Annotated in this window: 20 protein-coding genes; 10 read left to right on the top strand and 10 right to left on the bottom strand. The window is 72.4% G+C overall.

Annotated features, from left to right (window positions below; all coding sequences use genetic code 11):
- Nucleotides 1-34: 34 nt before the first annotated feature.
- Nucleotides 35-370: a metal-sulfur cluster assembly factor gene (locus BM236_RS11120; RefSeq protein ID WP_091123824.1), complete on the top strand. Its 336-nt coding sequence runs from the start codon at nt 35-37 to the stop codon at nt 368-370.
- A gap of 28 nt (nt 371-398) precedes the next feature.
- On the opposite strand, the gene BM236_RS11115 is transcribed toward BM236_RS11120, so the two are convergent.
- Both BM236_RS11115 and BM236_RS11110 read right to left on the bottom strand, forming a co-directional pair.
- Complete coding sequence (locus BM236_RS11115; protein WP_091123626.1) at nt 399-1,151, bottom strand: PIG-L deacetylase family protein; 753 nt, start codon at nt 1,149-1,151, stop codon at nt 399-401.
- Nucleotides 1,152-1,219: 68 nt separating this feature from the next.
- Nucleotides 1,220-1,681, bottom strand: a complete 462-nt coding sequence (locus BM236_RS11110; protein ID WP_091123623.1) for a GbsR/MarR family transcriptional regulator — start codon at nt 1,679-1,681, stop codon at nt 1,220-1,222.
- Between the two features lie 54 nt (nt 1,682-1,735).
- Between BM236_RS11110 and BM236_RS11105 the strand changes: the two genes are divergently transcribed.
- Complete coding sequence (locus BM236_RS11105; RefSeq protein ID WP_175507650.1) at nt 1,736-2,650, top strand: ABC transporter ATP-binding protein; 915 nt, start codon at nt 1,736-1,738, stop codon at nt 2,648-2,650.
- Nucleotides 2,647-4,224 carry an ABC transporter permease gene (locus BM236_RS11100; protein ID WP_091123619.1) on the top strand — a complete coding sequence of 526 codons (1,578 nt, stop codon included), beginning with the start codon at nt 2,647-2,649 and terminating at the stop codon, nt 4,222-4,224. Before BM236_RS11105 ends, BM236_RS11100 begins: the two co-directional genes overlap by 4 nt.
- 11 nt (nt 4,225-4,235) lie before the next feature.
- On the opposite strand, the gene BM236_RS11095 is transcribed toward BM236_RS11100, so the two are convergent.
- A complete protein-coding gene (locus tag BM236_RS11095) occupies nt 4,236-5,408 on the bottom strand; it encodes a glycoside hydrolase family 6 protein (protein ID WP_175507649.1) in 1,173 nt (390 codons plus the stop codon).
- 86 nt (nt 5,409-5,494) lie between these two features.
- Between BM236_RS11095 and BM236_RS11090 the strand changes: the two genes are divergently transcribed.
- Nucleotides 5,495-6,400, top strand: a complete 906-nt coding sequence (locus BM236_RS11090; RefSeq protein ID WP_091123615.1) for a phosphotransferase family protein — start codon at nt 5,495-5,497, stop codon at nt 6,398-6,400.
- 5 nt (nt 6,401-6,405) lie between these two features.
- On the opposite strand, the gene ypfJ is transcribed toward BM236_RS11090, so the two are convergent.
- Nucleotides 6,406-7,356, bottom strand: coding sequence for a KPN_02809 family neutral zinc metallopeptidase (gene ypfJ / locus BM236_RS11085; protein ID WP_091123612.1), 951 nt, complete (start codon nt 7,354-7,356; stop codon nt 6,406-6,408).
- A 65-nt stretch (nt 7,357-7,421) separates the two neighbouring features.
- On the opposite strand from ypfJ, the gene BM236_RS11080 reads away from it, so the two are divergent.
- The gene (locus BM236_RS11080; RefSeq protein ID WP_091123609.1) at nt 7,422-9,020 is read left to right on the top strand and encodes an ABC-F family ATP-binding cassette domain-containing protein; all 1,599 of its coding nucleotides are present in this window, start codon (nt 7,422-7,424) and stop codon (nt 9,018-9,020) included.
- Here the strand turns inward: BM236_RS11080 and BM236_RS11075 are convergent.
- The gene (locus tag BM236_RS11075; protein WP_091123607.1) at nt 8,993-10,165 is read right to left on the bottom strand and encodes an MFS transporter; all 1,173 of its coding nucleotides are present in this window, start codon (nt 10,163-10,165) and stop codon (nt 8,993-8,995) included. The two genes, BM236_RS11080 and BM236_RS11075, sit on opposite strands and share 28 nt — an antisense overlap.
- 35 nt (nt 10,166-10,200) lie before the next feature.
- On the opposite strand from BM236_RS11075, the gene BM236_RS11070 reads away from it, so the two are divergent.
- The 3 genes from BM236_RS11070 (at nt 10,201) to BM236_RS11060 (ending at nt 13,149) form a co-directional block, all read left to right on the top strand.
- The gene (locus BM236_RS11070) at nt 10,201-10,758 is read left to right on the top strand and encodes a hypothetical protein (protein ID WP_091123604.1); all 558 of its coding nucleotides are present in this window, start codon (nt 10,201-10,203) and stop codon (nt 10,756-10,758) included.
- Between the two features lie 35 nt (nt 10,759-10,793).
- Nucleotides 10,794-11,228 carry a hypothetical protein gene (locus BM236_RS11065; RefSeq protein ID WP_091123602.1) on the top strand — a complete coding sequence of 145 codons (435 nt, stop codon included), beginning with the start codon at nt 10,794-10,796 and terminating at the stop codon, nt 11,226-11,228.
- Nucleotides 11,229-11,289: 61 nt separating this feature from the next.
- The gene (locus tag BM236_RS11060; RefSeq protein ID WP_091123600.1) at nt 11,290-13,149 is read left to right on the top strand and encodes an ABC transporter ATP-binding protein; all 1,860 of its coding nucleotides are present in this window, start codon (nt 11,290-11,292) and stop codon (nt 13,147-13,149) included.
- A gap of 15 nt (nt 13,150-13,164) precedes the next feature.
- Here the strand turns inward: BM236_RS11060 and BM236_RS11055 are convergent, their stop codons facing one another.
- Complete coding sequence (locus BM236_RS11055; protein WP_091123598.1) at nt 13,165-14,049, bottom strand: SURF1 family cytochrome oxidase biogenesis protein; 885 nt, start codon at nt 14,047-14,049, stop codon at nt 13,165-13,167.
- 65 nt (nt 14,050-14,114) lie between these two features.
- Between BM236_RS11055 and moaA the strand changes: the two genes are divergently transcribed.
- Complete coding sequence (moaA, locus tag BM236_RS11050; protein WP_091123596.1) at nt 14,115-15,110, top strand: GTP 3',8-cyclase MoaA; 996 nt, start codon at nt 14,115-14,117, stop codon at nt 15,108-15,110.
- A gap of 1 nt (nt 15,111) precedes the next feature.
- Here moaA and BM236_RS11045 read toward each other — a convergent pair whose 3' ends face one another.
- The 4 genes from BM236_RS11045 to BM236_RS11030 all read right to left on the bottom strand — a co-directional run bounded on the left by BM236_RS11045 (nt 15,112) and on the right by BM236_RS11030 (nt 17,900).
- On the bottom strand, nt 15,112-15,750 hold the full coding sequence (locus tag BM236_RS11045; RefSeq protein WP_217645298.1) for a DUF6226 family protein: 639 nt from the start codon (nt 15,748-15,750) through the stop codon (nt 15,112-15,114).
- A gap of 236 nt (nt 15,751-15,986) precedes the next feature.
- Nucleotides 15,987-17,351: an MFS transporter gene (locus tag BM236_RS11040; RefSeq protein ID WP_217645297.1), complete on the bottom strand. Its 1,365-nt coding sequence runs from the start codon at nt 17,349-17,351 to the stop codon at nt 15,987-15,989.
- Nucleotides 17,352-17,361: 10 nt separating this feature from the next.
- Nucleotides 17,362-17,577, bottom strand: coding sequence for an acetone carboxylase (locus tag BM236_RS11035; RefSeq protein ID WP_091123594.1), 216 nt, complete (start codon nt 17,575-17,577; stop codon nt 17,362-17,364).
- Complete coding sequence (locus BM236_RS11030; RefSeq protein WP_091123591.1) at nt 17,574-17,900, bottom strand: DUF3099 domain-containing protein; 327 nt, start codon at nt 17,898-17,900, stop codon at nt 17,574-17,576. Before BM236_RS11030 ends, BM236_RS11035 begins: the two co-directional genes overlap by 4 nt.
- Nucleotides 17,901-18,050: 150 nt before the next feature.
- On the opposite strand from BM236_RS11030, the gene fabG reads away from it, so the two are divergent.
- Complete coding sequence (gene fabG / locus BM236_RS11025; RefSeq protein ID WP_175507648.1) at nt 18,051-18,776, top strand: 3-oxoacyl-ACP reductase FabG; 726 nt, start codon at nt 18,051-18,053, stop codon at nt 18,774-18,776.
- The last annotated feature ends 3 nt before the right edge of the window (nt 18,777-18,779 follow it).

Raw genomic sequence — 18,779 nt, 5'->3', positions numbered from 1 at the left:
GGGCCACGACCACGCGCAGCCGGGCGGCCACACCATGACCGTCACCGTCGCCGAGGGCGCGTCCCTCGCCGTCGACGACGTGACCGAGGCGATGAAGGACGTCGTCGACCCCGAGCTCGGGATCAACGTCGTCGACCTCGGGCTGGTCTACGGCGTGCACATCGGCGAGACCTCGGACGTCGTCATCGACATGACCCTGACCTCCGCCGCGTGTCCGCTGACCGACCTCATCCAGGAGCAGACCAACATGGCGCTCGAGGGGATGGTCAACGACGTCGCCATCAACTGGGTCTGGATGCCGCCGTGGGGCCCCGACAAGATCACCCCCGACGGCCGCGAGCAGCTGCGTGCGCTCGGGTTCAACGTCTGAGGCGCGACAACGGGCCTGACGCGACTGCTCAATCCTCCGGGAACGGCGGCGGCGCCTGGAAGTCGTAGGCGCGGAAGAGCACGCCGCGCTCGGTCCCGAGCGCCTTGCCCATCATGCCCGTCACCATGGTGACGAGCTGGCGGGCGGTCGGGTGCCAGGAGATCGACGCCAGGTAGGCGCCGTGCGCCTCCAGCGAGGCGACGGCGGCCTCGTGCGCCTCCTCGTCCACCTCCACTCCGTGCGTCGGCGCCGGGTCGCCCGACACGAGCAGCCAGCGCACGGCGTGCGGCTCGACCCCGTCGGTGAGCTGGTCGGGGAAGACCCAGCGGTTGCCGGCGTCGCGGACGGCGTCGAGCGAGGCCAGTCCGGCGACGCGGTGGTCGGCCTGGTTGAGCATCCCCTGGACGAACTCGACCTCCCAGGACCCGGTCACGACCACGTCGGGCCGGAACTCCCGGATCGCTGCGGCGATGTCACGGCGGAGGTCGAGGCCGTAGAGGAGGGTCCCGTCCGGGTGGTCGAGGAAGTCGACGCGCTCGACACCGACCGCCCGGCACGCGGCCTCCTGCTCGGCGGTGCGGATCTCCTTGGTGCGCTCCGGCTCGGTGTTGTCCATCCCCGCCTCGCCCTTGGTGAGCAGGAGGTAGCGGGCCCGTGCGCCGCGCCGGACCCAGGTCGCCACCGCGGCGGACGAGCCGTACTCCATGTCGTCGGGATGGGCCACGACGCAGAGCACTCGGGCGAAGTCGTCGTCGGGCAGTCGGGGGAGTGTCTCACTCATGCCAGAAGTGTGTTCCCGACCGACCCCGTCGCGCATCAGCATTCCGGGCCACGCAGGCGTGCCGGCGATCAGGACGGGTGCGTGCGGCGCTTGTGCTCCTCCCACCGCTCGGCCAGCGACGCGAGCTCGACGGTGAGGAAGTCGAGGAACTCCAGGGACAGCTCGACGCGGGTGGCGGCCGGCGCGTCGCCGAGGAGCTGGACCGCCGACGCCATCGCCGACTTGATAGGGGCGTAGAGCTGGTCCGGCGCCATCATCGCGTCATGCCACGCGTCGTCGTCCACGACGTAGACGTCCCGCCGGCCCCCCGGCTCGCGCTCGCGCCGGACGAGCCCGATCTGCTCGAGGTAGCGCACCGCGGCGGACACTCCACCCGAGGAGATCCCGAGGAACGACGCCAGCTCGACGGAGGTCATCCGCCCGTCGTCGTCCACGAGGAGGGCGGCGAACAGCCGGGAGGGGAGCCGTGCCATGCCGCTCGACACCAGGGCCGCGCCGATCCGCTCCGCCGCCTCGCGCTGCGCTTCCATGCCGTGACGTTATCAGGTTTCAGAAAGCTCTGAAACAAGCGTAGGGTCGAGACCGTGACGACGACTCCCGTGATCGAGACCAGGGGCCTGGTGAAGACCTTCGGCGCGTTCCGCGCCCTCGACGCGCTCGACCTCACCGTCGGCGCCGGCGAGGTGCACGGCTTCCTCGGCCCCAACGGCGCCGGGAAGTCGACGACCATCCGCATCCTGCTCGGGCTGTTGCGCAAGGACACCGGTCGGGTCACGCTGCTCGGTGGTGACCCGTGGCGCCAGGCGGCCGAGCTGCACCGACGGCTGGCCTACGTCCCGGGTGAGGTCAACCTGTGGCCCAACCTCACCGGCGGCGAGACCATCGACCTCCTGGGCAGGCTGCGGGGCGGGCTGGATCCAGCGCGACGTGAGGAGCTGATCGGAAGGTTCGAGCTCGATCCGACCAAGCGCGGCCGCAGCTACTCGAAGGGCAACCGGCAGAAGGTCGCTCTCGTGGCGGCGCTGGCCTCCGACGTGGAGCTGTTGCTGCTCGACGAGCCGACCTCCGGCCTCGACCCGCTGATGGAGGAGGTCTTCCAGGAGTACGTCGAGCGCTTCCGTGCCAACGGTGGCAGTGTCCTGCTCTCCAGCCACATCCTGGCCGAGGTGGAGCGTCTCTGCGACCGGGTGAGCATCATCCGCGCCGGGCGGGTCGTCGAGTCGGGGACCCTCGCCGACCTTCGTCACCTGACCCGCACCTCGGTCGAGGCCGAGCTCGCCGGTCCGCCGGACGGCCTGGCCGAGCTGGCCGGCGTGCACGACCTGCACGTGACGGGCAACCAGGCCAGGTTCCAGGTCGAGAGCAACGCGATCGATGCTGCGCTCGGCGCCCTCCACCGCGCGGGCGTGCGCACCCTCGTGTCCCAGCCGCCGACCCTGGAGGAGCTCTTCCTGCGGCACTACGGCGATACGGTCCGTGCCGACGAGGGCGAGTCGTGACCGGCTGGTGGGTGCTCCTCCGCGGCCACCTGCGACGCGACCGTTGGATGGTCCTGCTGTGGGTTCTCGGTGGAACCGTCCTCTACTGGTCGCAGGCCGTCAGCCTCGAGGGGCTCTACGAGGACCAGGCGGCGTTGGACAGGTCCGCCGCCACGATGGCGTCGAACGCCGCACTCATCGCCATGGCCGGTCCCGCTCGCGCCCTCGACACCATCGGCGGCAACACCTTCTGGCAGATCAGCGCCTTCGCCGTGATCCTCGTGGGGCTGATGAGCATGTTCCTGGTGGGCCGGCACACGCGTGCCGAGGAGGAGTCCGGGCGCGACGAGCTGTTGCGCAGCACGGCCGTCAACCGGCACGCGCCACTCCTCGCCGGGCTCTCCGTCGCGCTGATCGCCAACCTGGTGCTCGGTGTCCTCGTCGCTCTCAGCCTGACGAGCGTCCCGCTCGCAGCGGCCGACTCGTGGGGCGCGGGGCTCGGCCTGACCGGCGCCGGATGGTTCTTCAGCGGCGTCGCCCTCGTCGCCGCACAGCTCACTCGGAGCACCCGCGCGATGTACGGAATCGTCGGCGCCGCGATCGGAGTCGCCTACGTCCTGCGGGCGATCGGCGACGTCGGGGCGCCCGCGCTCAGCTGGCTCTCGCCGATCGGCTGGTACCAGGCGATGCACCCGTGGTCGGGCCTGCGCTGGTGGCCCTTGCTGCTGCTCGTGACGGGCGGCGCCGCGCTCGTGTGCGGAGCAGTCGCGTTGTTCCACCGCCGCGACATCGGCTCCGGGCTGTGGGCCGCGACGGCCGGCCCGGCCGCCGCCTCGGTCGGGCTGACCCGCGGGCTCCCGATCGCGCTCGGTCTGGCGTGGCGGCTGCAACGGGGCGCCGTCATCGGCTGGACGATCGGCCTGCTGCTGATGGGCTTCTCCTACGGCACCCTCGGCGACAGCGTCGGCGACGTGATCGGCGACCGGGGTCTGGACCTGTTCGGGGTCGACCCGAACGACGTGATCGACGGGTTCTACGCGGTCGCCATCGTCATGCTGGCCCTCACAGCCTCGGGGTTCGGCGTCTCCTCGGCGATCCGGCCGCACGGCGAGGAGGCCTCCGGTCGGGTGGAGGACCTGCTCGCGACCGGTCTGACCCGTCAGGGCTGGCTCCTCGGGCACACCCTCGTCACGATCGCCGGATCGGTGCTGGTCGTCGCGGTCGCGGGGTTCGGCCTCGGCCTCGGCTACGCGACGACCACCGGCGACTGGGGCGCCGTCCTCCGGCTCGGCGTACCCGCGCTCGCCTACGTCGCCCCGGTGCTCCTGCTGAGCAGTATCGCCCGGCTGCTGTACGGGCTACGCCAGGATCTCGTCCAGATCGCCTGGGTGCCGCTCGCCCTCGCCGTCGTCGTGCTGATCCTGGCCGAGCCGCTCCAGCTGCCCGCATGGATCCGGGGCCTGTCGCCCTTCGAGCACATGGCACTGGCCCCGGCCGAGGAGTTCCGGCTGACGCCCGTGCTGGTGCTGTTGGCCACGGCCGGCGCGTCGTCGGGGCTGGGCCACGTCGCCTTCCGCGAGCGCGACATCGGCTGAACGCCGGCCGGTCAGAAGAGCGACCCGAACGGCGTGAACTGCGCCGCGGGCACGGCCTTGGTGTGCCGGTAGGGCGAGGCCTGGTTGAGCATCCACGGCCGGGTCAGCCAGACGTAGGCGTCGACGTCCCGTGCCGCCGTCTGCGCCTGAACCGCGGTGAGCCCGAGTGCCTGGACGTAGGCGGGCTGCGCGACCTGCCACGTGGGCGGCACGCCGAGCGCGTTGCACAGGGTCGGCTGGGCGCCGCTGCAGCGGCGCGAGTTGTCGTACGTCGACGTCCCGAACCGGGCGGCCCACTGCGCGTAGGTGTAGCCCCGCCCGCTGTCGGCGGTGTCGATCACGAAGTGCTTGCCGCCGATGCCGCGTGCCGCGAGGGCGCTGACGATGGCGGCGCCCTGCGTGATGTTGTCCGACGTCCGGGTGTAGTGGGTGATGTCGAGGCTGAAGCCGCGGGTGAACTGCACGCCGGAGCGCTGCAGGAGGTCGGCGGCCTGGCCGGGGGAGAGCCAGTCGGAGGCACCCGCGTCCAGGTAGACGGCGGCGCGCGGGTTGTGGTCGTGGAAGTACTGCGCGGCGAAGCGCGTCAGGCTCTGCCGGACCAGCGGGTCCCGGACGCCGTCGGAGCCGCGGTTGGCGGTGATGGCCAGGTCCGGCTCCAGCGCGACGAGCACGCGGGACCGGCCGATGCCTGCCGAGACCCGGCGGATCCAGGTGCGGTAGTGCGTCTGCTGCCGCCGCGTCAGCGGGCTGTGGCGGGCACCCTCGCCGCGCGGCCAGAGCCCGAAGACGGCGACCGTGACCAGCTTGGCCGGGTCGCTGCTCGGGTTCACCGTGCGCAGGTAGTCGGGGACCTTCGTGCGGGTGAAGGAGTTGGTGCTGGTCAGCCAGAGTGCCGATGGCTGGAGTGCGGCGCGGGCGAGGTAGGCCTTGGTCGTGCCGGCGGCTCGACGGTAGTCCGTGTAGAGCCCGCGACCGTTCTCCCAGAACCCGTTGTTGACCGCCCACGACCCACCGGCGAGCGGGTTCGTGGGGTTGGCCGCGTACGGCGCTCCGCTGAACGTCTTCGGCGCCGGGAGCGGCAGGCGCGACCCGTCCGCCCGGGCGGCGTCGGGGGCCAGCAGGCCGCCCGCGAGAGCGACCAGCGCGGTGGCGGTCAGGGCCGTGACCTTCTTCGTCAACCTCACGTCGCGGCTGATCGGCAGGCGACGCCCCGAGGCTGAGACGTTCCGGTTGCGCGGTGTGAGGCGCCTCATCGGCTAGCGTCGCGACCATGTGGGAGCCCGAGCCTGGGTGGCTCGTTCTGCCGGGCGGCAGCGGCGTGTCGACCGTCGGCGTCTGGCGCACCGTCCTCGGTGACCGCGCGGTCGCCGTCAAGCGCGTGGCCGCGCCCGACGACTTCGACCCGGCCGAGCTCACCGACCCTCGCCACTTCGCCTACTGGCGCAGGGCGGCCGACGTGGCGACGTACGGCCTGGTGGACGCGACGCCCGGCCTGCGCGCGCCCCGCATGTCGGTCGAGGAGGACGCCGACGGGCTCACGATCATCCAGGACTGGGTCGAGGACGCCGCGAACAGCGGCCTCTTCATCGCCCACGCCATTGGCCGCTTCGCCGCCGCCGAGCTCGGCCACGTGCGCTGGCTGGCCCGCAACCAGCTGCGCGACCGGCTGGCCCGCGTCGAGCGCCGCGGCGGCTGGTCCACCCTCGGCCGTACGACGGCCAGCGACATCGCCGACTCGCTGTGGCGCAAGCGCGGACGACTGCTCGACGAGCTCGACCGGCTGCCCCAGGTCGCCCAGCACGGCGACCCGGTCCCGGGCAACCTGCTCGGCCGGGAGGGCGACGAGCTGGTCGCGGTGGACTGGGGCTCGCTCGGCTACGGGCCGGTGGGCGCCGACCTGGGCTTCTACCTGCTGATGGCCCGCGAGGAGTTCGAGCCGCTCCTGGACGCGTACCTGCTCGGGCTGCCCGACGGTGTCGCCACCCGGGAGCAGGTCACCCTCGGCGCGCAGGTGACCGCCGTCTACACGGTCTTCACCCGTGCCGACTGGGCGCTGGCGCGTGTGGTGACGGGGGAGGGCGCCCTGGGGGCGAAGTTCCGGCACCCGTCCGTGGCGCCGCACCTACGCGCGCTGCAGCGCCAGTCCGACGCGGTCGAGGCGCTGCTCGACCGGTAGGTCGGCTAGATCGCTCCCGGCGCGAACGTGTCGCAGGCGTTGATGTCGTTGTTCGAGGACATGCCGGTCTTGAACCACTGCACGCGCTGCGCGGACGAGCCGTGGGTCCACTTCTCCGGGTTGACGCCGCCGCTCATGCGGTTCTCGATGTAGTCGTCGCCGACCGTCGTGGCCGCGCCGATGGCGTCGGTGATGTCGGCGTCGGTGAGATCGGAGATGAGCACGTTGCCGTCCGCGTCGGGCGTGGTCTGGGCGGCCTGCGCCCACATGCCCGCGAAGCAGTCCGCCTCGAGCTCGAGCTTGACCGAGTCGCTCTTCGGACCCTGCTGGGTGCGGACCTGGCCCATGACCCCGAGCAGGTTCTGGATGTGGTGACCGAACTCGTGGGCGATCACGTAGGCACGCACGAACGGCGCGTCCTTCCCGCCGAGCTGGCCCTCGAGCATGTCCTGGTAGAAGGAGGTGTCGAGGTAGATCGTCTGGTCGGTCGGGCAGTAGAACGGCCCGACGTCGGTCGTCGCCGTGCCGCAGCCGTTCGTGCTCACCTGGCCGGTGAACGTCGCGACGCCGGCCTCCGGCTGGAACTTGCCGCCCAGCTCGTCGCCCCAGTAGTCGTAGAGGGAGTTCTCCACCGCCACCAGCGCGCAGTCGGCGTTGTTGTTGGCGTCGTCGCCGGTCTTGCAGTTCGCGTACCGCTCGGTGCCGCCACCGCTCGCGTCGAACCGGCTCGCGTCGAGCGAGCTGCCCGTCGTGGAGCCGCCGAGGACGCTGCCCATGTCGGGCCCGACGCCGGTGCACTGGCCGATCACGAACAACAGGAGCAGCACGACGAGACCGCCGCCGCTCATCCTGCCCGCGGGCAGCGACAGGCCCCCGCCGCCGAGCCCGCCACCGGACGAACCGCCGACGTCGCGGGTCCGGCTCGTGTCGAGCCGCGCCTTCGGGTTGAAGCGCATGCACCTTCTCCTGTCCTTCGCCAACTTCGGCGCACGGTACCCAGCCGCCTACAGTAGTGACAGTTATGATCACCGCCCATCAGCTGGAAGTCCGCGTCGGCGCCAGGCTCCTCATGGATGACGTCAGCTTCCGGGTCGGACCGGGCGACAAGGTCGGCCTCGTCGGCCGCAACGGCGCCGGCAAGACCACGCTCACGAAGGTCCTCTCCGGCGATGCGCTGCCCGCAGGCGGCAGCGTCAGCCGCACCGGCGAGATCGGCTACCTGCCGCAGGACCCGCGGGTCGGCGACCCCGAGGTCCTCGTGCGCGACCGGATCCTCTCGGCGCGCGGGCTCGACGACGCCGTACGCCGGATGCGTGCCGCCGAGCACGAGATGGGCTCCGAGGACCCGAGCGTCCGGGAGCGGGCGATGCGCCGCTACCAGCGCGCCCACGACGAGCTGGACGCCGGCGGCGGGTATGCCGCCGAGACCGAGGCGCTGCAGATCGCCCAGTCGCTCGGGATCGCGGACCGGCTGATGGACCAGCACCTCGGCACGCTCTCCGGTGGCCAGCGCCGCCGGGTCGAGCTCGCCCGCATCCTCTTCTCGGGCGCCGAGGTCCTCATCCTCGACGAGCCCACCAACCACCTCGACGCCGACTCGATCATCTGGCTGCGCGACTGGATGAAGGCGTTCAAGGGCGGCTTCATCGTGATCAGCCACGACAACAGCCTGATGGCGCAGACGGTGAACAAGGTCTTCCACCTCGACGCCAACCGCGCCGTGATGGACATCTACAACATGGGCTGGAAGAACTACCTCACCCAGCGCGAGACCGACGAGGAGCGTCGCAAGCGCGAGCTGATGAACGCGCAGAACAAGGCCAGGACGCTCACCGACCAGGCCAACAAGATGCGCGCGAAGGCGACCAAGGCGAGCGCCGCGCAGCAGATGCTCAAGCGGGCCGAGAAGCTGATGGCCGGCGTCGAGGGCGAGCGGCAGGTCGACAAGGTCGCCGCGATCAAGTTCCCCTCCCCGGCGCCGTGCGGCCGGACGCCCATCACCGCGCAGGGGCTGTCGAAGTCCTACGGCGCGCTCGAGGTGTTCACGGCCGTCGACCTGGCGATCGACAAGGGCTCGCGCGTCGTCATCCTCGGGCTCAACGGTGCCGGCAAGACGACGATGCTGCGGATCCTCGCGGGCGTCGACAAGCCGGACACGGGCGAGGTCGTCCCCGGTCACGGGCTCAAGGTCGGTTACTACGCCCAGGAGCACGAGACGCTCGACGTCCGCCGCTCCGTGCTGGAGAACATGCAGTCCGCCGCGCCCGAGCTGACCGACACCGAGGCGCGCACCGTGCTCGGTGCGTTCCTCTTCAGCGGCGACGACGTGCACAAGCCCGCCGGCGTGCTCTCGGGCGGCGAGAAGACCCGGCTCGCGCTCGCCTCGCTCGTGGTCAGCGCCGCCAACGTGCTGCTCCTCGACGAGCCGACCAACAACCTCGACCCGGCCTCCCGCGAGGAGGTCCTCAACGCGATCCGTCGCTACGAGGGCTCGATCATCCTCGTCACCCACGACGAGGGCGCCGTCGAGGCGCTCGAGCCCGACCGGGTGCTGATCCTGCCCGATGGCGTCGAGGACCTGTGGAACGAGTCCTACGCCGACCTGGTCTCGCTGGCCTGATCCGCCGCCGGCCGACGCTGGGCGAGCCAGACGGACGCGAGCGCCACGCCCGCCAGCGCCAGTGAGACGGGTACGACGGCCAGAGCGGCGGTCAGCGACGTGGCGTCGGCCAGCGTGCCGACCGTGAGCGGGGCGAGCAGCCCGGCGAAGGCGGTCGTGACGACCGCCCGGCCGCTCGCGAGCGCGGCGCGACCCGGCACCAGGCCGACCGTGACGGCGAGGCCGAGCGGGAACAGGTTGCCGATGCCGACGCCGACAACGCCCAGCCCGACCACGGCCTGGGTCGGCGTGTGCGCCGGCCACAGCACGACGAACCCGGCGGCCGCGACGACCAGCGCGCCGGCCAGCAGCCTCGGCGGCTCGTAGCGCCGACTCAGGACGCTGCCGAGGGTGCGGCCGACCACGAACCCGCCGAAGTAGCCGACCATCAGCGTCACCGCCGTGTCGGAGGAGACGTCGGCGGCGTCCTCCACGAAGCTCGAGCCCCACGACGTCACGCACCACTCCGCGGCGGTCGTGCAGAACAGCATGCCGGTCGCCAGCCACACGAGGGCCGGGAGCCGCCCGGCGACGGTCCCCGGCGGAGCGGGTGCCTCGAAGGCGAGCCCGTGGTTGCGCCACCACGCCACGGCCGGCACGGCCAGCGAGACCAGCACGGCCGCGCGCCACCCGGCACCGATGCCGGCGGCGAGCGAGAGCGCGCCGGTGAGCACGACGTAGGCGATGCTGGCGGCGACGTTGGCCTCGGTGAGGGCGACGGCCCGTCGCTCGCCGTGGTGGTCCGCCAGCAGCGCCTGGACGGTGGCGAGCAGCAGACCGCCACCCAGGCCCATGACCAGGACCGAGCCGACGGTTGCGAGCGGTGATCTACCTGCGGTCAGCCCGACCGCTCCCAACGCCATGACGGCGGCCGACCACCACAGCAGCGGCCGGCGCCCGAGCCGGCGCTCGATCCGCTCCGACAGCAGCCCCGCGACGGTGCTCCCGGTCGCGAACGCCGCGACGTGCAGGCCTCCGACGGAGTAGCTCATGTGCAGCTCGTGGCGCAGGTGGGGGATCACCAGGCCGGGCGCCGCCTGCAGGAAGGCGAACCACGAGAGGAGGAGGTACGCGACCCAGGTGAGGCGGTCGCGACGGAACTCCATCCGCCGAATGTAGTGTCCGCTGGGTACCGAGCGGCGTGCGACCTCTCTCCTCCCTCTCCGAGAACGTCTTCGCCCGCGTGGCACGGCTCCGGCACGACCGCGCGCTGCACCCGCGCGGCACCGTCACCGCCGCCACGCTGCAGGTGGACGACCCGGAGAGTGCTCTCGGAGCGGCCCTCGGGACCGGCGTGCACCCGGCGAGGGTGCGGCTCTCCCGCGGGCTGGGCGTGCCGCAGCCGCTCCCCGACGTGAGCGGGGTGGCCGTCCGGCTCGACCGGGGCGCCGGCCGGGTGGACCTCCTGTTCAGCGGCACGCCACGGCACCAGAGCACCCTCCTCCCTTACCGGTCGGGCTCCGGGCTGCTCTGGCTCGAGCTCGAGCGTCGCTCGCAGACCCGGTTCGTCCTGCGGGAGCGGCGGTTACCGCGATCGGTGCGCACGGTCGGCGTGCTGGACATCGGCGAGCCGACGGGCGACGACGGGTCGCCGTACGACCCCTATCTGCACCAGGCGCCGGGGCTGGGGCCGGTCAAGTTCTTCTCCCGCATCCGCGAGGCGGCGTACGTCGGCTCGAGGCGCGGCCGGACCGGCTGACCCGCTCGCCCGGCCGTTGCCTATCCTGGGCGACGATGGCCACGACCGACGACTACTGCGAGCTGTGCGACCTCCCGAGGTCCCAGTGTGTCCATGGGCGGCCCGCTCCGGCCCCCGCCTCCGCTCAGGCGAGGACGGCGCCCGCTCCACGCAAGCGGGCGGCGTCGACGCCCACGCCGACGCGCAGCGCGGGTGTCACCAGGAAGCCGGTCTCGCGGCGCTGGACGCCACCCGAGGCGCTCGGCCCGATCATCGTCGACGTGCTGACGGAGGCGGGCGGCGAGCTGCCCGTCGAGGAGCTGCTGAGCCGCGTGCACGCCACGATCGGAGAGGGGCTCCGACCCGGTGACGAGGAGCTGACGCCCAATGGCGAGCTGCGCTGGCACTACGCCGCCCGGCGGGCCCGGCAGGCGCTGATCTCGGAGGGTGTGATGACCGCCGGCGCGCCCGGCTTGTGGAAGCTGGCCTGAACCCGGGCCAGGGAGCACGCCGGCGTCCGGCGATACTGGCCGGGTGTCAGGGAACCTGGGGATGGGCGGCGTCTACCGCAACTTGCGGTCGGACCGCGATGTGCTCGGCCAGCGGCTCGAGCGCGGCACCGTGCGCCGCGTGGTCGCGTTCGCGAGGCCGCACCGCCGGCTGATCACGGGATTCCTGGCGTTCACGATCATCGACGCCGGACTCGTGGTGGTCACGCCGCTGCTCACGAAACGGGTCGTCGACGACGGCATCCTCGAGCACGACCTGTCGCTCGTCGTCTGGCTCGCGGTCATCATGGCGGTCGTCGCGCTGGTGGACGCGGGGATCGGCGTGGCGAGCGGCTTGCTCTCCTCACGCATCGGCGAGGGCCTGATCTTCGACCTGCGCACGCAGGTCTTCGCGCACGTCCAGCGGCAGTCGCTGGCGTTCTTCACCCGCACGCAGACGGGTGCGCTGGTCTCCCGGCTCAACAACGACGTGATCGGCGCCCAGCGGGCCTTCACCTCGACGCTCTCCAACACGGTGGCTTCGCTGATCTCGGTCGTCGTCGTCGGCGTCACCATGCTGACGCTCAGCTGGCAGGTCACCCTGCTGTGCCTGCTGCTCTTCCCCATCCTGCTCGCGACGTCGCGCTGGGTCGGCAACCGCCTGGCCGGGCTGACCCGGGAGCAGATGAACGGCAACGCCGCGCTCGCCACCGCGATGACCGAGCGGTTCAGCGTCGGCGGAGCGCTGCTGATGAAGCTCTTCGGCCGGCGCGCCGAGGAGGACGCCCAGTTCGCCGACCGGGCGGCCGTCGTACGCGACGTCGGGGTGCGTATCGCGTTGCTCACCCGGCTCTTCTCGATGGCCATGACGACTGTGCCGGCCATGGCCACCGCACTGGTCTACGGCGTCGGGGGCTGGCTGGTCATCGAGGGCCGCTTCAGCCTGGGCACGCTCACCGCGCTCGGGCTGCTGCTGCTGCGCCTGCTCGGGCCGCTGCAGTCGCTGTCCAACGTGCGCATCGACGTGATGACGGCGCTGGTGAGCTTCGAGCGCGTCTTCGAGGTCCTCGACCTGCCGTCGTCGATCCAGGAGCAGGCCGACGCGGCGGCGCTGCCGCCGGAGGCGGCCCGGGTCGAGTTCGACCACGTCGCCTTCGCCTACCCGCGGGCGGAGGACGTCTCGCTCGCGTCCCTCGAGTCCGTCGCGCGGGCGGAGAGCCGGGCCAGCGGCCCGGTGCTGACCGACATCACCTTCACCGCCGAGCCGGGCCAGATGGTCGCCCTCGTGGGCCCGTCCGGTGCGGGCAAGACGACGATCACGCACCTCGTCGCCCGGTTGTACGACGTCGGGGCCGGCGTCGTCCGTGTCGGCGGCCACGACGTCCGCGACGTCACCCTGCAGTCGCTGGAGGACGCGGTCGGCTACGTCACCCAGGACGCCCACATGTTCCACGACACGATCCGCGCCAACCTGGTCTACGCCCGCCCCGGCGCCTCCGACGACCAACTGTGGGCGGCGCTCGACGCGGCCCAGATCGCGGCGCTCGTCTCGGCGCTCCCCGACGGCCTCGACACCGTCGTCGGCGACCGCGGCTACCGGCTCTCAGGAGGGGAGCGCCAGCGCCTGGCGATCGCGCGGCTGCTGCTCAAGGCGCCGTCGATCGTCGTGCTCGACGAGGCGACCGCCCACCTCGACAGCGAGTCCGAGGCGGCCGTCCAGCGGGCTCTCGACGCCGCGCTGGCCGGACGCACGTCGCTGGTGATCGCGCACCGGCTCTCGACCGTGCGCGGCGCCGACCAGATCCTCGTCGTCGAGGGCGGCACGATCGTGCAGCGCGGCACCCACGACGAGCTGATCGCGGCAGGCGGGCTCTACGCCGAGCTCTATCGCACCCAGTTCAGCCGGGAACCGGTCACCGACTGAGCAGCCGGCGGGCGCTCAGTCGCGCCCGGCCCGCTCCTTCTCGTACGCCGCCTGGTAGGCCTGCCGAACGGCCTGCTTGCGGCTGGCCTTGGCCGCCCGGGCGCTGGCGCGCGCCTGCCGCGCCGTGTTCACGTTCTCGTTAGCGCTGGCCGCCGGCTGGGCAGCGGGTCGACGCTCCTTGCCGCCGTGCCACTCGTCCCAGAGCAGGTAGAGGAAGCCGAAGACCGCCAGCACCCCGAAGAACCACCACTGCAGCCCGTAGAAGAAGTGCGGCCCGTTGCCGAGGTCGGGGAGGTCGATCGGGTCCAGCGAGCGAGCGGGCGCACCGTTCTCGGTGTGCAGGGCCACCCAGCCGGCGTACACGGAGCGTCCGATCGCCGGCCCGACGGTCCGGGAGGAGAGCGCCCGGGTCGACAGGTCGTCGACGCGCGTGCTGCTGCCGGTCCCGTCCTCGCGGACGTAGCCGGTGACGGTGACCCGGCCGGCCGGGGGAGCGGGAGGCCGGGCCTTGCCGTTGTCCGGGTTCTCCAGGAAGCCGCGGTCGACGATCACCGCGGTGCCGTCGTCGGTGATGAGCGGAACCACGACGTCGATCCCGTCGGCGCCGCGGTCGTCGGACCGGTAGCGCCAGGTGATGGTGTGCTCCGCGTCGTAGGTGCCGGTCACCGTGACCAGGCGCCACTGCTGGTCCTCGTCGACCTTCCCGCCGACCGTGAGGACGTCCTCGACGGGCGCTGGGATGCGGTGCTCGTTGGTCTCGATGACGTGGTTGTCGTGCTTGCGCTCGTGCAACCGGTTGAACTGCCACTGCCCGAGCCACCACGTCGCCCAGGCGACCAGCACCACCGTGAGTGCGAAGAGCCCCCAGCGACGGCTGAGCAGGAACCGGAACGACCGCACCCGAGCAGGCTAGTCGCCGGGTGATCGGCGAGAGCGCGCGGGCAGGCGCCGCGACCTAGGATGGTGTGGTGCAGACGACACCCCTCGCCGACCGGTTCGGCCGCATCGCGACCGACCTCCGCGTCTCGCTCACCGACCGGTGCAACCTGCGGTGCGAGTACTGCATGCCGGCCGAGGGGCTGGACTGGCTGCCCACCGACGACGTGCTCACCGACGACGAGGTCGTCCGGCTCGTCACGATCGGCGTGGAGCACCTCGGGATCCGCGAGGTGCGGTTCACCGGCGGCGAGCCGTTGATCCGCCGCGGCCTGGTCGGGATCGTCGAGCGCACGCACGCGCTGGGCGTCGAGACCTCGTTGACGACCAACGGCCTCGGCCTGGAGCGTACGGCGGCCGCGCTGGCCGCCGCCGGGCTGGACCGCGTCAACGTCAGCATCGACTCGATCCGCCCCGAGACGTTCGCCGCGGTGACCCGCCGCGACCGGCTGCACGACGTCGTCGCCGGCCTCCGCGCCGCGCACGCCGCGGGGCTGGGCCCGGTGAAGCTCAACGCGGTGCTGCTGCGCGGCGTCAACGACGACCAGGCGCCGGAGCTGCTCCGCTGGGCCGTCGAGCACGGCTACCAGCTGCGCTTCATCGAGCAGATGCCGCTCGATGCCCAGCACGGCTGGTCGCGGACGGAGATGGTGACCGCCGACGAGATCCAGCGGCTGCTGGAGAAGGAGTTCACGCTCGAGCCGGCCGAGGAGCCGCGCGGCAGCGCCCCGGCCGAGCTCTTCACCGTCGACGGCGGCCCGGCCACCGTCGGCATCATCGCCTCGGTGTCGCGGCCGTTCTGCGGCGACTGCGACCGGGTGCGGCTCACTGCCGACGGGCAGGTCCGCAACTGCCTGTTCGCGCGGGAGGAGTCCGACCTGCGCGGGGCGATGCGCTCCGGTGCCTCTGACGAGGAGGTCGCTGACCGGTGGGTGACCGCCATGGCGGGCAAGCGGGCGGGGCACGGCATCGACGACCCGACGTTCCTGCAGCCCGACCGGCCGATGTCGGCGATCGGCGGGTAGCTCAGCCCAACCAGGAGCGGCCGACGACGACCTCGGTGCCGGGCGGGAGCTCGACGCGTTCTCGTGCGGCGACGCGCCGGCACAGGTCCACGGGGTCCCCGAAGTCGCCCATCGAGCCGCCACTGATGCTCGACCTGCCGCCGTCGGGATACCACTGGGCGCTCCAGCCCGCGCCGCGCATCGCGACGAAGGTGCCGCCGATCACGTTCGTGACGGCGTGGTCGATCGCCTCCAGCAGGTCGTCCGACCCCGAGTCGCAGGCGTCGCACCCGCAGTCGGGCTCCCGGTCGACCTCCCAGGTCGGGTCGACGACGGCGACACGGAGCAGGGGCAGGTGGTCCTCCTCCGCGGTCAGCGCCACGTGCTCCTCGATGAGGAGGAGCGGCAGCGTGCGCCGGCGTGGCGAGACGAGGGTCGTGGTGCGCCCGTCGGGCTCGGCCTCTGCCCCGAGGAGCTCGCGGAGCGTCTCGGTCCAGGCCCGCGCACGGGCGTGCACGATGCCGTAGCGGCCGCCGTCGGTCACGCGGGAGTACTCCTCCTCGCGGGGCGACGCCAGCCCCGGGTGCGGGTCCGGCCAAAACGGCATCCCCATCCGGTCGTAGCGCTCGGCCACGTCGGCGAGCAGGTCGGCAAGCTCCACGGCTGGACCTTACGACGGCGGGAGTCCGTGGTCGCCGGACTTTCGCGCGCCGGCTGGCCTGCCGTCGGGCGGCCTGCACGCAACTGCTGGGAGATGCCAGATCGGGCTTCGCTGGATGTGGCACCTGCCAGCGGTTAGTGGGAGAGGCCGCGTGAACCGACCTCACCGCAGCCCACCGGCTCGCCAACGGCGACGTGCGATTCGCCCGACGCAGATAGGCGATGCGTCTGGCGTCCTCAACCCGACCGACGACCACGCGCCAGCGCACCAGCACCGGCCAGGACGAACGCGAGCGCGGAGCCGACGAGCACCGCGGCCGTCCGGCCCGAGAAACCTGCGGCAGCGGAGCCGCCGGCCAGCGCGCTGAAGATCGCCACGCCGAGCGCCCCGCCGGTCTGCCGGGCGGTGTTGCTCGCTCCCGACGCGACGCCCGGAGCGCCTGGCAGGGCGTCGAGCGCGGCGGTGACGATCGCGGGGGTGAGGACGCCCAGCCCGATGCCCCAGAGGGTGAGCGCCGGGAGCAGGGCCGGATAGACGGGCTGCTTGATGGAGGCCGCCATTCCGACCAGACCCACGGCAGCCACCCCGAGCCCGGCTGCAGCTGTCCGCCAGGAGCCGAACCGTTGCACCAGCCGGCCGGCGGGTGCGCCGAGCAGCGGAAGCGGCACCATCGCGGGAAGCATCACGAGCCCCGCCGTCAACGGCCCCGTGCGGTGGACGTCCTGGAACACCTGGGTCAGCAAGAAGAGCGACCCGATCGTGCAGAGGTTCATCAGGCCGGCGACACCGGAGGCGGCGAGGAGCGGGCGGCGAGCCGCGGTGGGCACCTCCAGCAGCGGCGGGTCGGCGCGACGCTCCACGACCCGCAGCAGCAGGAAGGCGAGCAGGGCGACTGCGGCAGCACAGGCGCTCGCGATCGGACGGCTGCGCACCTCCAGGATCGCCGTCACGGCTGAGCCGACCAGGACCGCGAGCAGGGCGCCGCCGCGCCAGTCCACGTGGGTCCGGGTGCCGGCACGGTCGTCGTACCGCTGGGCGATCCCGAGCACCGGCACGAGGGCCGCGAGGATCACCGGCACGTTGAGCCAGAAGACCGCCCGCCAACCAGCGGCCTCGACGAGCAGACCGCCGAGCAGCGGTCCCGCCGGCAGGGCCGAGCCCCCGACTGCGGCCCACAGCCCGACCAGTCGTGGCCGCTGGGACTCGTCGCCCGCCGTGTCCACGAGCAACGCCAGCGTGCCCGGGAGCATGAGCGCGGCGGCGGCTCCCTGGACCAACCGCCCGACCGCCAGCATGGTGAGGCCCGGGGCGGCGCCGCAGAGCACGGAGGCGAGCCCGAAGCCGAGGAAGCCGGTGACCACGACCCGGCGGTGGCCGATCCGGTCTCCGACCGCGCCCGCGACGAGGAGCAGTGCGGCGAGCGGCACCGTGTAGGCGTCCACGACCCACGCCCGACCCGCGGCGCCGGCGTCGAGGCTGCTGCCGATCTGGGGGAGTGCGACGTTGACGACGGTGACGTCGAGGAGGACGAGGAAGTAGCCACCGCACAGCGCGATCCGGAGGGCCGTCGCCCTGGGTCCCGTCAGCGTCGGCACGGTCACGACCGGGCGGCTACTCCGCCGGCTCGTGCGGGGCCGTGTCCTTCAAGAACCCCCGCGCGCCGAGGAAGTCGCCCAGCGACCCGCGGTGCTCCTCGCACGCGAGCCAGACCTTGCGCCGGTCGGGCGTGTGGATCTTGGGGTTGTTCCAGCGCAGCTCCCAGACGCCGGGGGCCTGGCAGCCCTTGGCCGAGCAGAGGTCGAGCTCGGTCTTGTCGCCGAGCGTCACGACGGGTCCTGACGGCCGTCAGTGGGGCGCTCGGGCAGCTCGCGGCGGTACGTCGTGTCGGGCAGCTCGAACTCCTCGCCCTTGGTGTGCGCCGCGTTGGCACCGACCACGGCGACGTAGGGCAGCACGATGGCGCCGACGATGAGGAGCGGCCACAGCCAGTTGATGCCGTTGACGCCGGCGACGACCGCGCCGATGAAGCAGAGCACGCGGATGCTCATCGAGAACAGGTAGTGCCGCTGGCGGACACTGATGTCGTGCTCGTGGCTCTCCGCGGCGGTGGTGATCCTGATGGCCTCGTCGCGACGTCTGGCTCGGGCCATGCCTCCACTCTACGGGGCGGGCATCAGGCGCACGCCGTGACCCCGGACGGCACTCCGCAGCCGTGTCTCCGGCTCGAGGACGAGTGATCCGTGGCCGGCGGGACGCGCCGCTCATTCGTCGTACTTCGCGGTAATGGATACGTTCGGCGGGTGAGCGGAGCAAGCGCAGTGGAGAGGCAGCCGCGGTCCGTCCTCGTGACCGGCGGCAACCGCGGCATCGGCCGCGCCGTCGCGGAGGCGTTCCTCGCGGCGGGTGACAAGGTCGCGGTGACGACGCGCAGCGGGGGAGCGCCCGAGGGGGCGCTCGACGTCCGCTGCGACGTCACCGACCCTGAGCAGGTGGAGGCGGCCTTCGCCGAGATCGAGGCCGCCCACGGCCCGGTGGAGGTGCTGGTCGCCAATGCGGGCATCACCAAGGACACCCTCATCCTGCGGATGTCCGAGGACGACTGGGCCGGTGTGCTCGACACCAACCTCACCGGCTCCTACCGGCTGGCCAAGCGCGCCGCGAAGGGCATGCTGCGGCTGCGCCGCGGCCGGATCGTCTTCGTCTCCAGCGTCGTCGGACTGCTCGGTAGCGCCGGACAGGCCAACTACGCCGCCTCGAAGGCCGGCCTGGTCGGTCTGGCCCGGTCGCTCGCCCGCGAGCTCGGCAGTCGCGGGATCACCGCGAACGTCGTCGCGCCCGGCTTCGTCGAGACCGACATGACCGCGGTGCTGACCGACGACCAGAAGGACGCGATCAAGGCACAGGTGCCGCTGGGTCGCTACGCGAGCGTCGACGAGGTCGCCGGCGCCATCACCTGGCTCGCAGACGCGGGCTACGTCACCGGGGCCGTCATCCCGGTCGACGGTGGACTGGGAATGGGGCACTGAAAC

The sequence above is a fragment of the Nocardioides terrae genome (genome assembly GCF_900112345.1).
Taxonomy (GTDB): Bacteria; Actinomycetota; Actinomycetes; order Propionibacteriales; family Nocardioidaceae; genus Nocardioides; species Nocardioides terrae.
Note: the sequence above shows the minus strand (reverse complement) of the source record. Positions and strands in the feature narration are given on the sequence as shown.

Bases quoted from the DNA above. Each gene is read 5' to 3' on its own strand.
- BM236_RS11120 (WP_091123824.1), top strand. From the start codon at position 35: ATGACCGTCACCGTCGCCGAGGGCGCGTCCCTCGCCGTCGACGACGTG.
- BM236_RS11115 (WP_091123626.1), bottom strand. From the start codon at position 1,151: ATGAGTGAGACACTCCCCCGACTGCCCGACGACGACTTCGCCCGAGTG.
- BM236_RS11110 (WP_091123623.1), bottom strand. From the start codon at position 1,681: ATGGAAGCGCAGCGCGAGGCGGCGGAGCGGATCGGCGCGGCCCTGGTG.
- BM236_RS11090 (WP_091123615.1), top strand. From the start codon at position 5,495: ATGTGGGAGCCCGAGCCTGGGTGGCTCGTTCTGCCGGGCGGCAGCGGC.
- ypfJ (WP_091123612.1), bottom strand. From the start codon at position 7,356: ATGCGCTTCAACCCGAAGGCGCGGCTCGACACGAGCCGGACCCGCGAC.
- BM236_RS11080 (WP_091123609.1), top strand. From the start codon at position 7,422: ATGATCACCGCCCATCAGCTGGAAGTCCGCGTCGGCGCCAGGCTCCTC.
- BM236_RS11075 (WP_091123607.1), bottom strand. From the start codon at position 10,165: ATGGAGTTCCGTCGCGACCGCCTCACCTGGGTCGCGTACCTCCTCCTC.
- BM236_RS11065 (WP_091123602.1), top strand. From the start codon at position 10,794: ATGGCCACGACCGACGACTACTGCGAGCTGTGCGACCTCCCGAGGTCC.
- BM236_RS11060 (WP_091123600.1), top strand. From the start codon at position 11,290: ATGGGCGGCGTCTACCGCAACTTGCGGTCGGACCGCGATGTGCTCGGC.
- BM236_RS11030 (WP_091123591.1), bottom strand. From the start codon at position 17,900: ATGGCCCGAGCCAGACGTCGCGACGAGGCCATCAGGATCACCACCGCC.